The sequence below is a fragment of the Pluralibacter gergoviae ATCC 33028 = NBRC 105706 genome (genome assembly GCF_001598855.1).
GTDB classification, from domain to species: Bacteria; Pseudomonadota; Gammaproteobacteria; order Enterobacterales; family Enterobacteriaceae; genus Pluralibacter; species Pluralibacter gergoviae.
Genome location: NZ_BCZS01000002.1, coordinates 75,033 through 90,235, shown reverse-complemented (window position 1 = coordinate 90,235; position 15,203 = coordinate 75,033). Strand labels below are relative to the sequence as shown.

The 15,203-nt window shown below is 55.8% G+C and carries 10 protein-coding genes and 2 tRNA genes; 3 read left to right on the top strand and 9 right to left on the bottom strand.

Features of this window, described 5'->3' with window-relative positions; genetic code table 11:
* Positions 1-2: 2 nt before the first annotated feature.
* The 3 genes from nusA to ENGE1_RS02875 form a co-directional block, all read right to left on the bottom strand.
* Positions 3-1,490, bottom strand: coding sequence for a transcription termination factor NusA (gene nusA / locus ENGE1_RS02885; RefSeq protein WP_045288779.1), 1,488 nt, complete (start codon positions 1,488-1,490; stop codon positions 3-5).
* Positions 1,491-1,517: 27 nt separating this feature from the next.
* The gene (rimP, locus tag ENGE1_RS02880) at positions 1,518-1,970 is read right to left on the bottom strand and encodes a ribosome maturation factor RimP (RefSeq protein ID WP_043086287.1); all 453 of its coding nucleotides are present in this window, start codon (positions 1,968-1,970) and stop codon (positions 1,518-1,520) included.
* A 197-nt stretch (positions 1,971-2,167) separates the two neighbouring features.
* Positions 2,168-2,244 (bottom strand) — tRNA-Met (locus tag ENGE1_RS02875).
* A 329-nt stretch (positions 2,245-2,573) separates the two neighbouring features.
* Here ENGE1_RS02875 and argG point away from each other — a divergent pair.
* The 3 genes from argG to ENGE1_RS02860 all read left to right on the top strand — a co-directional run bounded on the left by argG (position 2,574) and on the right by ENGE1_RS02860 (position 5,706).
* A complete protein-coding gene (argG, locus tag ENGE1_RS02870) occupies positions 2,574-3,920 on the top strand; it encodes an argininosuccinate synthase (RefSeq protein WP_043080866.1) in 1,347 nt (448 codons plus the stop codon).
* A 147-nt stretch (positions 3,921-4,067) separates the two neighbouring features.
* Complete coding sequence (locus ENGE1_RS02865; RefSeq protein ID WP_043080867.1) at positions 4,068-5,306, top strand: mechanosensitive ion channel family protein; 1,239 nt, start codon at positions 4,068-4,070, stop codon at positions 5,304-5,306.
* Positions 5,307-5,439: 133 nt separating this feature from the next.
* Positions 5,440-5,706: a hypothetical protein gene (locus ENGE1_RS02860; RefSeq protein ID WP_045288778.1), complete on the top strand. Its 267-nt coding sequence runs from the start codon at positions 5,440-5,442 to the stop codon at positions 5,704-5,706.
* Between the two features lie 75 nt (positions 5,707-5,781).
* Here ENGE1_RS02860 and ENGE1_RS29140 read toward each other — a convergent pair whose 3' ends face one another.
* From ENGE1_RS29140 to folP, 6 genes are all read right to left on the bottom strand, one after another.
* Positions 5,782-9,900, bottom strand: a complete 4,119-nt coding sequence (locus ENGE1_RS29140) for an autotransporter outer membrane beta-barrel domain-containing protein (protein ID WP_176579555.1) — start codon at positions 9,898-9,900, stop codon at positions 5,782-5,784.
* 919 nt (positions 9,901-10,819) lie between these two features.
* Positions 10,820-12,073 (bottom strand): SfnB family sulfur acquisition oxidoreductase, encoded by a 1,254-nt coding sequence (locus ENGE1_RS02845; RefSeq protein ID WP_048253817.1) that lies wholly within the window; start codon positions 12,071-12,073, stop codon positions 10,820-10,822.
* 225 nt (positions 12,074-12,298) lie between these two features.
* Positions 12,299-12,385, bottom strand: a tRNA-Leu gene (locus ENGE1_RS02840).
* A 15-nt stretch (positions 12,386-12,400) separates the two neighbouring features.
* The gene (gene secG, locus ENGE1_RS02835; RefSeq protein WP_043080871.1) at positions 12,401-12,730 is read right to left on the bottom strand and encodes a preprotein translocase subunit SecG; all 330 of its coding nucleotides are present in this window, start codon (positions 12,728-12,730) and stop codon (positions 12,401-12,403) included.
* 228 nt (positions 12,731-12,958) lie between these two features.
* A complete protein-coding gene (glmM, locus tag ENGE1_RS02830; RefSeq protein ID WP_048253818.1) occupies positions 12,959-14,296 on the bottom strand; it encodes a phosphoglucosamine mutase in 1,338 nt (445 codons plus the stop codon).
* Complete coding sequence (folP, locus tag ENGE1_RS02825) at positions 14,289-15,137, bottom strand: dihydropteroate synthase (protein WP_048273205.1); 849 nt, start codon at positions 15,135-15,137, stop codon at positions 14,289-14,291. The genes glmM and folP overlap by 8 nt, the downstream gene beginning before the upstream one ends.
* Positions 15,138-15,203: the final 66 nt, after the last annotated feature.

Sequence of the window (15,203 nt, the reverse complement as noted above, 5' to 3'; positions counted from 1 at the left end):
TATTACGCTTCGTCGCCAAACCAGCAAATATTGCGTGCGGCCATGATGAGTTCGCCGGCTTTCTCGTCGGTTAACCCTTCGATATCGGCCAGATCATCAATGCCCTGCTCGGCGAGATCTTCCAGCGTACAAACACCGCGGGCGGCAAGCGTGAGCGCCAGAGGACGATCCATACCTTCAAGGTTCAGCAGATCGTCAGCCGGTTTGTTATCACCGAGGCTCTCTTCCTGGGCCAGCGCCAGCGTAGTCAATGCGTTTTTCGCGCGTTCACGGAGGGCTTCTACGGTATCTTCGTCGAGACCGTCGATTTCCAGCAGCTCTTTAATTGGCACGTAGGCCAGCTCTTCGAGGCTGGAGAAGCCTTCTTCCACCAGTACCGTGGCGAACTCTTCATCAATATCGAGATATTTGGTGAAGGTATCGATCGCCGCGTGGGCTTCCGCCTGATGCTTCGCCTGCAGGTCATCAACGGTCATGACGTTGAGATCCCAGCCGCTCAGCTGCGAGGCGAGGCGGACGTTCTGACCGTTACGGCCAATCGCCTGCGCCAGGTTGCCCGCTTCTACCGCGATATCCATGGTGTGTTTATCTTCATCAACCACGATGGATGCTACGTCAGCCGGGGCCATGGCGTTAATCACAAACTGCGCCGGGTTATCGTCCCACAGCACGATGTCGATACGCTCGCCGCCAAGCTCAGTAGAGACGGCCTGAACGCGCGCGCCGCGCATACCCACACAGGCGCCGACCGGGTCGATACGCTTGTCGTTGGTTTTTACCGCGATTTTAGCGCGGGAACCCGGATCGCGGGCGGCGGCTTTAATCTCGATAACTTCTTCACCAATTTCCGGCACTTCGATGCGGAACAGTTCAATCAGCATCTCCGGCTTGGAGCGGGTGACGAACAGCTGCGCACCGCGCGCTTCCGGACGTACGGAGTAAAGTACGCCGCGAATGCGGTCGCCCGGACGGAAGTTTTCACGCGGCAGCATGTCTTCGCGCAGAATAACGGCTTCTGCGTTATTGCCCAGATCCAGAGAGATGTTGTCGCGGTTCACTTTCTTGACCACGCCGGTGATGATTTCACCTTCGTGCTCGCGGAACTGATCGACGACCAGCGCACGCTCGGCTTCGCGCACTTTCTGCACGATAACCTGCTTGGCGGTCTGCGTGGTGATGCGGTCGAAGGTGACAGATTCAATCTGATCTTCAACGTAGTCGCCCACGTTCATGCTTTCGTCTTCGTAGCGGGCCGCTTCGAGAGTGATTTCGCGAGTCGGCATTGTGACTTCTTCGACCACTAACCAGCGGCGGAAGGTATCAAAGTCGCCGCTTCTGCGGTCGATTTCAACGCGAACGTCGATCTCTTGCTCGTATTTTTTCTTGGTCGCCGTTGCCAGAGCGCTTTCCAGTGCTTCGAAAATCTTTTCGCGCGGCAGCGCCTTTTCGTTGGAAACGGCTTCAACAACAGCCAAAATTTCTTTGTTCATCGTGGCCTTTCACCTCAATCCAGACTGTTAAAAGTGGGGAACCAGGTTCGCCTTCTGGATGTTACTCAGCGCGAACACTTCATCTTTGCCTTCGACAGCGAGTGTAATCATTTCACCGTCTACCGCTTTGATAATGCCCTGCCATTTGCGACGGTTCTGAACCGCCATGCGCAGGACCAGAGATGCCTCTTCGCCGATAAAACGGGTGTAGTGTTCGGCAATAAACAGAGGACGGTCGAGTCCCGGTGAGGAAACTTCCAGGTTGTACGCGACGGTAATGGGGTCTTCGACATCCATGACGGCACTGACCTGGTGGCTCACATCAGCACAATCATCAACATTGATGCCATTCTCACTATCAATATAGATGCGCAGCGTCGATGTGCGACCGCGAATAAATTCGATGCCGACCAGCTCGAAGCCCAAGGCCTCAACCGGCGCCGTCAGCATCTCTGTCAATTTCTGTTCTAATGTGGACAAGCCCACCCCCAGGACATAAAAAAAGGGCATAAAGCCCAGTTATTCTTTAGTCAGATAACAAAAAACCCCGATAAATCGGGGTTTTATATAACTGAACCCTGGAACCGCAACTGCGGTTCGAGTACTTTCCGAGAGAATTTTTTCAAATTCGTCAACGATTGTGCGAAGTATATTTGAAAAAGAACTCAAAGGGAAAGTGGTTGCGGGGGCCGGATTTGAACCGACGACCTTCGGGTTATGAGCCCGACGAGCTACCAGGCTGCTCCACCCCGCGCCTGAAACGTGGCGTATTTTACCCATTTTGAGCAAAAAACGCAAATACTGCTGGGATTTGGTACCGAGACGGGACGTAAAATCGGGGTGCAGTATAGAGAAAAGGAGTGGCGTCTGTCAATGAAAGGATCGGAGGATTGCGCCCGCCGGAGAAACCTGCTGATATGCCTGTGTTAGCAAGTTGTGGCAGATTTTTTCGGTGAAACCCGACGAAGCCCTTCCTGTTACCCTAAAAAGATGATTAAATGAAAACTCACTTATTTTGCATAAACATGCAATTTCAGTAAGCGCATACACTTCAACACAGTCTGGCAAGCAGGGTTTTACTTTATGACGACGATACTCAAGCATCTTCCGGTTGGTCAACGTATTGGCATCGCTTTCTCCGGCGGTCTGGACACCAGCGCCGCACTGCTGTGGATGCGAAAAAAAGGCGCCGTGCCTTATGCCTATACCGCAAACCTGGGCCAGCCGGACGAGGATGATTACGACGCGATCCCGCGTCGGGCAATGGAATATGGCGCCGAAAATGCTCGTCTTATCGACTGCCGTAAGCAGCTGGTAGCCGAAGGCATCGCTGCGATTCAGTGCGGTGCGTTCCACAATACCACCGGCGGCCTGACCTACTTCAATACCACGCCGCTGGGCCGCGCCGTAACCGGCACCATGCTGGTCGCCGCGATGAAAGAAGATGGCGTGAACATCTGGGGCGACGGCAGCACCTACAAAGGCAACGATATCGAGCGCTTCTATCGTTACGGGCTGCTGACCAACGCCGAGCTGAAAATTTACAAGCCGTGGCTCGATACTGATTTTATCGACGAGCTGGGCGGCCGCCAGGAGATGTCAGAGTTTATGATTGCCTGCGGCTTCGATTACAAGATGTCCGTTGAGAAAGCCTACTCGACCGACTCCAACATGCTCGGTGCGACGCACGAAGCGAAGGATCTTGAGTTCCTGAACTCCAGCGTCAAAATCGTCAATCCGATCATGGGCGTGAAGTTCTGGGACGAGAATGTGAAGATCCCGGCCGAAGAAGTGACCGTGCGCTTTGAGCAGGGCCATCCGGTGGCGCTGAACGGCAAAACCTTCAGCGACGACGTCGAGCTGATGATGGAAGCCAACCGCATCGGCGGCCGCCACGGACTGGGCATGAGCGACCAGATTGAAAACCGCATCATTGAAGCCAAGAGCCGCGGTATTTATGAAGCCCCGGGCATGGCGCTGCTGCATATCGCCTACGAGCGCCTGCTGACCGGTATTCACAACGAAGACACTATCGAGCAGTACCACGCCCACGGTCGCCAGCTTGGCCGCCTGCTGTACCAGGGCCGCTGGTTTGACTCCCAGGCGCTGATGCTGCGCGATGCGCTGCAGCGCTGGGTCGCCAGCCAGATCACCGGCGAAGTGACGCTGGAGCTGCGCCGCGGCAACGACTACTCGATCCTGAATACGGTATCGGACAACCTGACCTATAAGCCGGAGCGCCTGACGATGGAGAAAGGCGACTCGGTGTTCTCGCCGGACGATCGTATCGGCCAGCTGACCATGCGTAACCTGGATATCACCGATACCCGCGAGAAGCTGTTCGGCTACGCGCGCACCGGTCTGCTCTCCAGCACCGCCGTGGACGGCATCCCGCAGGTAGAGAACCTCGAAAACGGCGATAAGTCCTGATAGTCCCTGCCGCCGGCGCCCTCCTCCGCCGGCGGCTCTCTTCTTCCGCTTATTCTTAACGTGCCGCTAAAATCCCATCTTTTGTAAAAACGATATACTCAGAATAACCATGATGGTCTATTTCTTCGCATACTGAGGAACGCCCTTATGCACGATCTGCTTATCGCCTGGAACTGGCTTCGGGGCAATGAAATTGCGTTTTCCGTGGTCGCGGTGATTTTTTTACTGCTCGCCGGTTTCGTCGCCTCAATGATCTGTAAGTTTTTTTTGCTGAACATTGTCAGACGCTTCATCCTGCACACAAAAAAATCGGACCCTCACGATAAAGATACGCGTATCGCCCGCGGCCTGGCGAACCTCGTGCCGGTCGTTACCGTGTACGTGCTGGCGCAGCTGATCGTAGGCCTGCCCGCGGGGCTGCTGGAGGCGATTAAGACCATCTGCGGCGTGCTGTTTATTATTAACCTCACCATGATGGTGATCCAGATGCTCGATCTGGTCAATATCATCTATATCAAGAAGCACGGTGAGAAGCAGCACTCGATTAAAGGCTTCATTCAGATAGCCAAAATACTGGTGTCATCCATTGCCACGATTCTGGTGATTGCCACGCTATCCAACCGCTCGCCGGTGATTATTTTCTCAAGCCTCGGCGCCGCCGCCGCCGTGCTGATGCTGGTATTTCAGCATACGCTTATCTCGCTGGTGGCCAATATTCAGGTCTCGTCTTCCAACGTGATCAAACAGGGAGACTGGATCGAAATGCCGCAAAATAATATCAGCGGCGAGGTCACGGATATTGCCCTGCATACCATCACAGTCCGCAACTGGGACAACACTGTCTCCTGGGTGCCGACCAAAAACTTTATTACCGAGTCTTATACCAACTGGCAGCCGATGTTTGAGTCCGGCGGCCGGCGTATAAAGCGCAGCTTTTTTATCGACCAGTCCAGCATTGCTTTCGCCACCATGGATCTGCTGCATTCGCTGGAAAAGATGTCGGCGGATAAATACGCCATGCTGGAAACCTGGCTTAAAACCCGGGTCGGTGAAATTAACGCTCATGAGCTGATTGAACACGGCGTAACTAACCTCGAATTGCTGAGAAAGCATTTGCTTAACTACCTTCGCCGCCGCACCGATATCCGCAACGATATGTATCTGGTGGTGCGCCAGCTTAGCCCGACCTCAGAAGGCCTGCCGCTGGAAATTTACTGCTTCACCTCGAACGTGTTCTGGACCGAATATGAGGATACGCAGTCTGAAATTTTTGAGTATGTGCTGGCAATCGCCCGCTATTTTGGTCTTGAGATATACCAGCAGCCCTCCGGTATTGATATGAAAAATATGACTATCAGGCACAACCGTAGCCGCTCGCCGCAGTAATATTTCTCCCCGGAGTTATTTCCGGGGAAATTCTCCCGCCGCAGACACTTCCGATTATTCTTAGTGAATTCACGCTATATTGCTCTATGCTTAATATCTCAGGCGTTATTTTAACTGCATAAGGAAAATTAGCATGAGTGATACTGAAATCGTTAAAACCAAAGCTGACTACCTGCGTGACGTCGCCACACAGTTAAAAGAGATGCGCCACTATGCGCAGAGCAATACCGAAACGCTCTCCAGCCACTGGCTGGCGTTTGATGAGGGCGAGTACAAGGATAAAGAGTACGCCGGTAAATTTGATACGCTGCTGAACAAGCAGGGTAAGCTGCTGGATGATATTGATGCAGTAATTCAGGATCTTGAAATCACGATTAATAATAGCGAACAGCAAAATTAACGTTATTTGCATCACGTGTTTGTGCACCAGGTAAAAAAAGCGGGCCCAGAGGGCCCGCAGTGCGCTTAGTTGGCATCAGAAAAGATATTTAATGCCAATTGCTGCTTGCGTATCGCTGTATTTTTTATCCCCCACCTGCTGGGCGACATTGCCCCACAGATTAACGTTTTGAGAGATCTGCCCTTCAACACCGGTTTTGATCTCTGCGATATTTCGGGCACCGTCCATTTTTGTGGTGACGCTGTCCATGGTGACGCCAAAGCGCTTAGTATTATGGATCCAGCTCGCCTCGACAAAGGGCTGGAAGTTTCTCTCCTTACCCTCATCCATCGCACTGTGTCCCTGCATGTAGGCCTTCATCCCCAGACGCGTCTGGATGTTGTTCTGGCCTTTACCGCGCACCCGCGTACCGTTATCTTCGGTATGCTTTTTGTCCTTAACGCCCATCCAGATCGCCTGCGCCTGAGGCTGGATCCAGTATGAGTTGACCATATTCTCTGCGGTTCGGGTCTCGCCAAGCAGGAAGCTATAGCCGCTTTCCAGGGAAGCGGTAAAGCCGCGGGAGTTGTATTTCTCTGCCGGCAGCTCATCGCCGTTCACTTTATTTTTGAACCAGCTGTACTGCACCCAGCTATCAACGTAAAGTCCCGACTTATCCGCCTCATTGGCATACCAGGTGCCATAGAGGCCCGTTGAGTAACCGTGGATTTGTCCCCGGGAGTGATAGCCCGTCAGGGACGAATGGGTCCGGCTTTTCTGGTTTGCATAACCCACCATCGCCCCCAGATGGTAGCGGTCCAGCCCGTTGCTGGTCCACTGGGCCAGATCGCCACCCAGTTGCACCACATAGCGGTTTGCCTGGGTTTTATTTTGCCCGCCGGCCATTTTACTTCTCTGGTGTCCGCCCTCATTACGCATCCACAGGCTGGTAACCTTCTGCTCACCGGTCAGGACATCGGTGTACTGCGTCTCACCCAGCCTGTCGTGCAGCGTAAGGTTAAACAGCGTATTGGCCGCCATCAGGTTAGCGGCATAGCTGCCGGTTTCCGGACGATAGACATGTTTTGCCGACCCGGAAGTGCCGCCACCGCCTCCTTTGCCACCCGGATCAACGGGCGTGACCGGCTCTGCGGGTTCGGCCGGCTTCGCGGGATCAACCGGCGTTGCCGGATCGGTTGGGGTGACCGGCTCAACGGGTTTTACCGGTTCGGTTGGCGTAACGGGATCGACCGGCGTTACCGGGTCGGTCGGCGTAGCGGGATCGACCGGTGTCACCGGATCGGTCGGCGTGACGGGATCAACCGGATCAACGGGCTTCACCGGCTCCACGTAAGTGCTGGTTAAATACCAGTTTTTATCGCGTTTTTGCAGATCGTAATCGTAGGCCCCTGCCGCAATACGGCCTGAGCGGGCAAATACGCCGTCTGACTTACCGCCTACGGCGATGAGTTCGATCCCCTCGATAGTTTGCGCGCCTTTGCCGCCGAGGTTATTGACCCGGACGTTAGAAGAACCTGCGGAATCACCGAGAATAACCAGCCTGTCGCTCTGTGAGCTATCGTCGCCGAGGACAGAATTAAAAATAATCGTCCCACCGTTACCGGTATAGTTTTGCGTCGTCAGCGTTTTATAGTGGCCGTTAACCGGAGCGGCGAAGGCAATAGTCGCTGCGTTATCAAGCGACTGGCTCAGCCTGGAGTCGCCGGTGACATTCCACGTACTGCCCGAATTAAGGGCCAGCGTCGCGCCGTTTTTCACCGCGCCGGTATATGTCGTGTTATCCAGCGTCACGGATACGCTATTGCCGTCCTCCGCAACGATATCGCCCACAAGCGCCGAATCTTTGGCGCTAAAATTCACCGTCGCGCGGTTGCCGCTCCGGTCATTCAGAGCATTGATAAGCAGGCCGCTGCCGGCGCTCTGATCTTTCACCTGGTCAAAGGCAACGTCCATCGCCGTACCTTCGGCGTGAATGGTATCGCCCTGCGCCGATTTAAGGCTACTGTTGGTGACGCGAACGGTGTTGACGGCAGCCGAGCCCGTAGAGCCATCGATGCCATCGCGGGTCGCCTGAATGGCGTGGGCATTTGCGCCCTGGGTTTGCACTTCACTTCCGCTGACGGAAATGGCGCCGCCATCATACATGGTGAGTCCGTAAGCACCTTCGCCAAGCGTGTTTACCCGGGCATCTTTAAGCGTAATCTCGCCCCCGGAGGCGGCATCCGCGCCCATGGCGTAGGCATTACGGGTCTCAACAGCGAGCCCTTCGGCGGTCAGGGAAGACCCTGCGTCTGTAACGCCAAGCCCATGGCCCTGTACGCCACTCGTGAGCACGCTACCGTTAGTCGCGACGGCATGTCCCCCTTTATTCACGAAAATGCCGTAGGCATTCTCACCGTGGGTGGTGATATCACTATTGTCCAGCGTCATTTCAGCATTACTGACATTGGCGCCCCGCGCCATCTCTCCCGATGTCTCAATGCTGACCTGTTTAACCACGGCGGATGACCCCGCATCGCCCGCGCCTACACCGTGGCTTTCTTTGCCATGAGTAATAATCGTGCCGCCAGTAACAGTCGCTTCACCGCCATCCAAAGCCACCACGCCGTAAGCGACTTCTCCTGACGTCGCAATAGTTAAGTCGGATACGTCAACAGAAGTGCCTGAATCCCGGATTGCAACCCCCACGCCTCCTTGCCCCGTCGTATTTATATTTCCACCATTAATCGCCGCAGTGGTCCCCTTTATTGCATAAGTACCATAGGCATTTTCGCCGCCGGTCTTAATATCAACGTCTTGTGCATTTAACAGTGAACCTGCATCACTGCTCGTCAGACCGTGGCTTTCCACTCCGGTAGTGGCAATAGCGCCGCCGCGTATTGTGGCCCCACTGCCCAGCGTAACGCCCACGCCAGACGCATAGTCACCTGACGTCTGTATGCTCACGTCCTGTGTCTCAACTGCGCTATCAGGATTGCGTAGAGCGATACCGCTCGCCTGCAGTCCTGTCGTGGTGATTTTTCCCCCCTGAATGGCGATTTTTCCGCCTTTCTCCGCAAGCGCGCCGTAGCCGTTTTCCCCGCCGGTCAGCACAGCCACATTTTCAGCCGTCAGCGATGAGCCAGCACCTCCCGAGGCAAGACCATACGCCTCTGGCCCCGCCGTCGTCACCGAACCACCGCGGATAGCCGCGCTGGCAGCGCCCATTACGCCAACGCCATACGCCCGCTCAGCTGAGGTTTGAATATCGACATCCTGCGCTTCAATTGATGAGCCGGTACCCGTTGAATACATACCAATGCCATTCAGGCCGGTTGTGCTGACCTTACTGCTCTGAATAACGATATGACCACTGTTCTGACTCTGCAGACCATTGGCAGCCTCACCGCTCGTTTCGATTACGCTACTTTTTGCCGTCAGTGTGGCATCGCTGCCGTAGGATACAAGGCCGTGGCTGTATAATCCGCTCGTCGTAACCGTTCCATCATTAATATCAGCAATGCCTGCATTGAGAGCCAGAACGCCATAGGCGTCTTCACCCTGAGTAGTAATACTGCCGCCATCAATAGACATAATAGATCCCGCTCCGCTAGCCACGGCGCCCCTTGCGTCGTCACCTGCAGTCGTTATCTGTCCATCGTGAATGGTGAGCTGCCCCTGATTAAAGGCGGCAACTGCATCGGCATCTTTACCCGTCGTTCCGATGGCTATATTATCGGCATCAACCCGCGCATAGTTGGCAGCAGCCCCGATGCTATCAGCTCCAGATGTATTTATGCGTCCACCATTCAGACTTATGGTCCCGGTATTAAAAGCAAGGGCTCCCCAGGCATTGTCACCGCCGGTTTCAATATTCACATTATTGGTAATGACGGAGGCTGACAAAACCTGAGCGGTAACGGCATCAACGCCATCTGCAATAGAGGAGACATAGCTATCCGTCAGGGCGATGCGTCCACCATTCTCAGCCACAACACTGTGGCCGTTATCCCCCTCTGCGGCTGTAATAATGTTGATATTAGTACCAACGATCTCCATACCCACTTCCAATGCCGATAAGTGGTCACGGGTTTCATCAGAAATGACCGTGGGATCTGCGTAAGAATACGGGATACCGGAAGCGAGGCAGGACGCGCCGATCATCAGCGTGCCTTTGATGACTCTGGCGAGAGTATTAACTTTGAAAGTGCGCATAGAGCTGATATATCCTTATTGTCCAATCGATAACGCTCTATCCTGATGTGGCTATAACAAATATATTTAGTCAGAATTACGCAGTAAAAATCCAGTACTTGAGATACAAATTAGCCACACGTGCGTGCTCGCCAGGATAGATTACAGGCAAGAGGTATTCCACAACGGCAAACTTCGTTGTTATTTTTATAAAAATAAAATATTGAATGAATTAACTTCAGCGTTAAAAAAGTGAGATAGCAAACTTCCTGGTTTCACTCCATGTATCCATACCGCTAATTAAAAGATGTGCTTATAGACGTTACTCACTATGCGATCTTTTTAAAATCACACAGCGAATGCTCAATAACATCTATGTTTTGAGCAATTTCCCATAAAATAAAAGGGTTTAACGTGATCTGCATCACATTGTATTGCGAAGTATTCATCTGCTGAATGTTATGTGCCGAATGTATTAGTGCACGTAATGATTACTCTTTATTGAATATCTTATGATCCTCCGCCGCGCGTAAAATGGCAAAATAATATATCAGAAGCACTCCCCCTGCGCACCGCTTGCCTTTTAGTACCGCCTTATTCACTTCAGCCGCAAAATAGTCATATTAAGTAAAAAGAAAATTCATAAACTATTCACGCTGATACGCTGCCAATATCCGGTCCATACTATCGTATTATTCATTTATTACACTCAAAAATAACCGTAAAATTGTCCATATGAAAAATACGATGAATAACGCCCCCACATCCTCTTTCCGCCATACGCCGGACGGCTTGCGGCAGGTTCAGGCCGAAACGGGGGCGCGGAAAAAGGGGCAGCGTAGCGGACCCGCAGTGGATGCCCATCGCGCTCTGCGCCTGAAAATACCTTTTAACGCAGAAGCGCGCCGGTTGCGTATGGCGCGCGCGGCCCGCCGCTTTCTCAGCTCCAGGCGTGACGCGGCGGCGGGGTGCCGTTGAGGTAATAATTCCCGACGTGGTAATACTTCCAGCGCACCGGATCGTGCAGCGTGTGGGTGCGCGCGTTGCGCCAATGGCGATCGAGATTAAGCTCCTGCAGCGTGGAGCGGGTACCGGCCAGCTCAAACAGCTTATTGCCGGCCAGAATGGCTATCTCCGTCGTGAGCACTTTGGCTTCCGCCGTCGCCACCGCCGCTGCGGCAACCGTCTGTTCATCGGGCTGCCGCAGGGCGAGATCGATGGCCTCCCCGGCGCGCCACAGCAGCGCCTCCGCCGCGTGAAGGCGGATCTTCAGATCGCCGACCGCGGCGAGAGTAAAGTGATCTTCCGCCGCCCGCGCCTGGCCGCTGTCCACCCAGGGGCGCGAGCGTTCGCGCACGAAGCGCAGCGTATCCTCAATCGTGCCCCGGGCAATGCCCGCATCCACTGCCGCCTGGATAATCTGCGAGACAGGGCCGGCGACCGTCGGACGCTCAAAGGCCTGAAAAACGGGGATGACCCGCGACAGTGGCGCGCGAACGTTCTCCAGCAGAACGGTGCCCGAGGCGGTGGTCCGCTGGCCGAAGCCGGACCAGTTGTTGATGACGCTCAGCCCCGGCGTATTGCGGTCCACCACGATCAGGTGCGCCCTGCCGCGCTCGTCGACGGCCACAACGTGGATCCGGTGGGCCAGCAGCGCGCCGGTGGCGTAGAACTTTTCGCCGTTAATCACGACATCGTCGCCCTCGATGTGAAAGCGGGTCCGGAATTCGGCTACCGTGCGCGAGTCTTTCTCTGAGAAAGCGTTCCCCCAGCGCAGCCCGGCCAGGACCTCTGCCAGCAGAACCTCTTTTTGTGCCGGGGTGCCGTCCTCCACCAGGTGGGCGACGCCCGCCAGGTGATTCTGCGGCAGCTGCCCGAGCGCCGGGTCGGCCGCCGAGATAATGGCGATCACTTTCGCGACCGTGACCCAGGAAACGCCCGCTCCGCCCCACGCTTTGGGAACGGTCATCGCCCACAGTCCGCTTTGCGAAAAGGCGTCCAGCTCGCGCAGGGGCAGGATGCCCTCCCGGTCGCGCAGCGCGGCCTCCGCGGCAAAACTCTCCGCCAGCCGATGGGCGACGGCAATCGCCTCCGCATCATCGCGTATCACCTGCGCCGGCCCGGCGGGCAGCGGCACCGGCGCCTCTTCCCGCTGCGTATTAACCCTGAGCGTCGTGGCATGGCTTTGCGACATATTACCTCCCGTGCATTATGTGTGGAAAAATATCCTCGCACGGCGACGGGCGGCGACATATCTCAATTGCGGCTATGCAAAGTTGCTACCCGGCACTGGCCGGCGCGGCGGGGATGAATACGGAGGGCGCGGAGAGCGGGTAATCAGCGGGAGAAAGCAGAGCGCCGGTTATCCGGATTGCGGATACAAAAAAAGACGCTTTGCAGCGTCTTTTTTCTGGAATATTGGTACCGAGGATGGGACTCGAACCCACAAGCCCGTTAGGGCACTACCACCTCAAGGTAGCGTGTCTACCAATTCCACCACCTCGGTACGGGGTACTACTTTTTACTGCGGGATATCGCTGCTCGGCTGGGCCGGGGCTGCTGGCTGAGTCTGCTCCGTCTTCGGTGCGCTCAGGTTATCCCACTCGCTTCCTTTATGAGTCTTGTTAGCATTGATATTGCCAAGAACCAGACTGATGATGAAGAACAGCGCCGCGAGGATGCCGGTCATGCGGGTCATGAAGTTGCCTGAACCACTTGAACCAAACAGCGTTCCGGATGCGCCTGCTCCGAAGGAGGCTCCCATATCAGCGCCTTTACCCTGCTGCAGCATAATAAGCCCTACGAGGCCAATCGCAACAATAAGGAAAACGACTAAAAGAGCTTCGTACATAATCAACCTGTTCCTTGCGGGATTACCGCATACCAATTGCTTCAACCAATAAAGCGGGACGTTTATTAACTTTCCCACTGAAGCGGGTGTGAATACTAACCAAAGCGAATGGGCTTCGCAAGGGCAATTTCAGCGCATTGTATCAAGTGCGGAAAAAAACAGCAAAAGACGAGACATTACGCAATTTTAAGGCGGCAAATGCCGCCTTTTTAAGCAGTTACCTGCGGATTATACGGCTTTTACCGCGTCGGCGATGCGGTGAGCAAAAGCGGTCACCTGCGCTTCATCTTCACCTTCGACCATCACGCGGATCAGCGGCTCGGTGCCGGACTTGCGCAGCAGCACGCGGCCGCGGTTGCCAAGCGCCTGTTCGACTTCATGGGCAATGGCTTTAACCGTCTCGTTTTCCAGCGGGTTCACCGCGCTGTCCTTGTAGCGGACGTTCACTAACACCTGCGGGAACATCTTCATGCCGCTGCACAGATCCTGCAGCGTCATGTGGTTACGCGCCATCGCGGCCACCACCTGCAGCGCCGCGACGATCCCGTCGCCGGTGGTGGTCTTATCCAGCAGGATAACGTGTCCGGAGTTCTCCGCGCCGATGCGCCAGTCTTTCTCCTTCATTTTTTCCATCACGTAGCGGTCGCCCACTTTCGCCCGGGTGAAGGGAATGCCAAGCTGTTTAAGCGCAACTTCAAGCCCCATGTTGCTCATCAGCGTACCGACGGCGCCGCCGCGCAGCTGGCCCTGGCGCAGGCCCTCGCGGGCGATAATGTAGAGGATCTGGTCGCCGTCGACCTTATTGCCCTCGTGGTCAACCATGATCACCCGGTCGCCGTCGCCGTCGAAGGCGATCCCGAGGTGGGCCTTCTCCGCCAACACCCGCGCCTGCAGGGCGCGAACGTCGGTCGCCCCGACTTCTTCGTTGATGTTCACCCCGTCCGGCTCGCAGCCGATAGCGATCACCTGGGCGCCCAGCTCGCGAAAGACGCTCGGCGCGATGTGGTAGGTAGCACCGTTGGCGCAGTCGACCACGATCTTCAGCTCATTGAGGCGCAGCTCGTTGGGGAAGGTGGCTTTGCAGAATTCGATATAGCGGCCGGCGGCATCGACAATGCGGCTGGCTTTGCCCAGCTCGGCGGATTCAACGCAGGTCAGCGGTTTTTCCATCTCGGCTTCAATGGCCTCCTCAACTTCGTCCGGCAGCTTGGTGCCGTCGATAGTGAAGAACTTGATGCCGTTGTCATAGTACGGGTTGTGCGAGGCGGAGATGACAATGCCCGCTTCGGCGCGGAAAGTGCGGGTCAGGTAGGCGACGGCAGGCGTCGGCATCGGGCCGGTGAAGGCCGCCGACAGGCCTGCGGCGGCAAGACCGGCCTCCAGGGCTGACTCCAGCATATAGCCGGAGATACGCGTGTCTTTGCCGATGATCACTTTGCGCGAGCCGTGGCGGGCCAGCACTTTACCGGCGGCAAAGCCGAGGCGGAGCACGAAGTCCGGCGTGACGGGCGCATCGCCGACGCGGCCGCGGATGCCGTCGGTACCAAAATATTTACGGTTACTCATAGTATCTGTTTTCCCTTGCCGACAGCGTAGCTTCCACTACGCGCATCGCTTCTACCGTTTCTTTAACATCGTGGACGCGAACGATCTGCGCCCCCTGCATTGCCGCAATCGTTGCACAGGCCAGGCTGCCGCTCAGGCGCTCAGAAGGCCCGACGTTGAGGAGCTGGCCCACCATCGACTTGCGCGACATGCCCACCAGCAGCGGCAGGCCAAAGTGATGAAACTCCGAGAGGCGCGCGAGGAGGGCATAATTGTGCCTGAGATTCTTACCGAATCCGAATCCGGGGTCGAGCAGCAATTTATCTTTTGCGATCCCCGCCCGCTCGCAGCGCGCGATCTGCTCGCTAAAGTAGCGGTTCACCTCGGCAAAGACGTCGTCATACTGCGGCGCCGCCTGCATGGTTTTCGGCTCGCCCTGCATGTGCATCAGGCACACCGGCAAACCGGTTTGCGCCGCAGCCTCCAGCGCTCCGGGCTCCGACAGGGAGCGGATATCGTTGATGAGGTGCGCCCCGACGCGGGCCGATTCGCGGATCACCTCGGGCTTAGAGGTATCGACCGAGATCCACACCTCGAAGCGCTGCGCAATCGCCTCCACCACCGGAATCACCCGCGCCAGCTCCTCGTCAACGCTGACCTCCGCCGCGCCCGGCCGCGTGGACTCGCCGCCGACGTCAACAATAGTTGCCCCGGCGTTAATCATCAGGTTGGCGTGCTTAACGGCATCGATCAGCTGATTGTGGGTGCCGCCGTCGGAGAAGGAGTCGGGCGTGACGTTGAGGATCCCCATCACGTGAGGGTGGGAAAGATCGAGTGAGGTGCCCTGGGCAAAGAGTTTCATGCGTGGTCCCTGTCTGAAAAGAAAAACCCCGGAGCAGACAAGCTGCACCGGGGTTTCGATTATAGC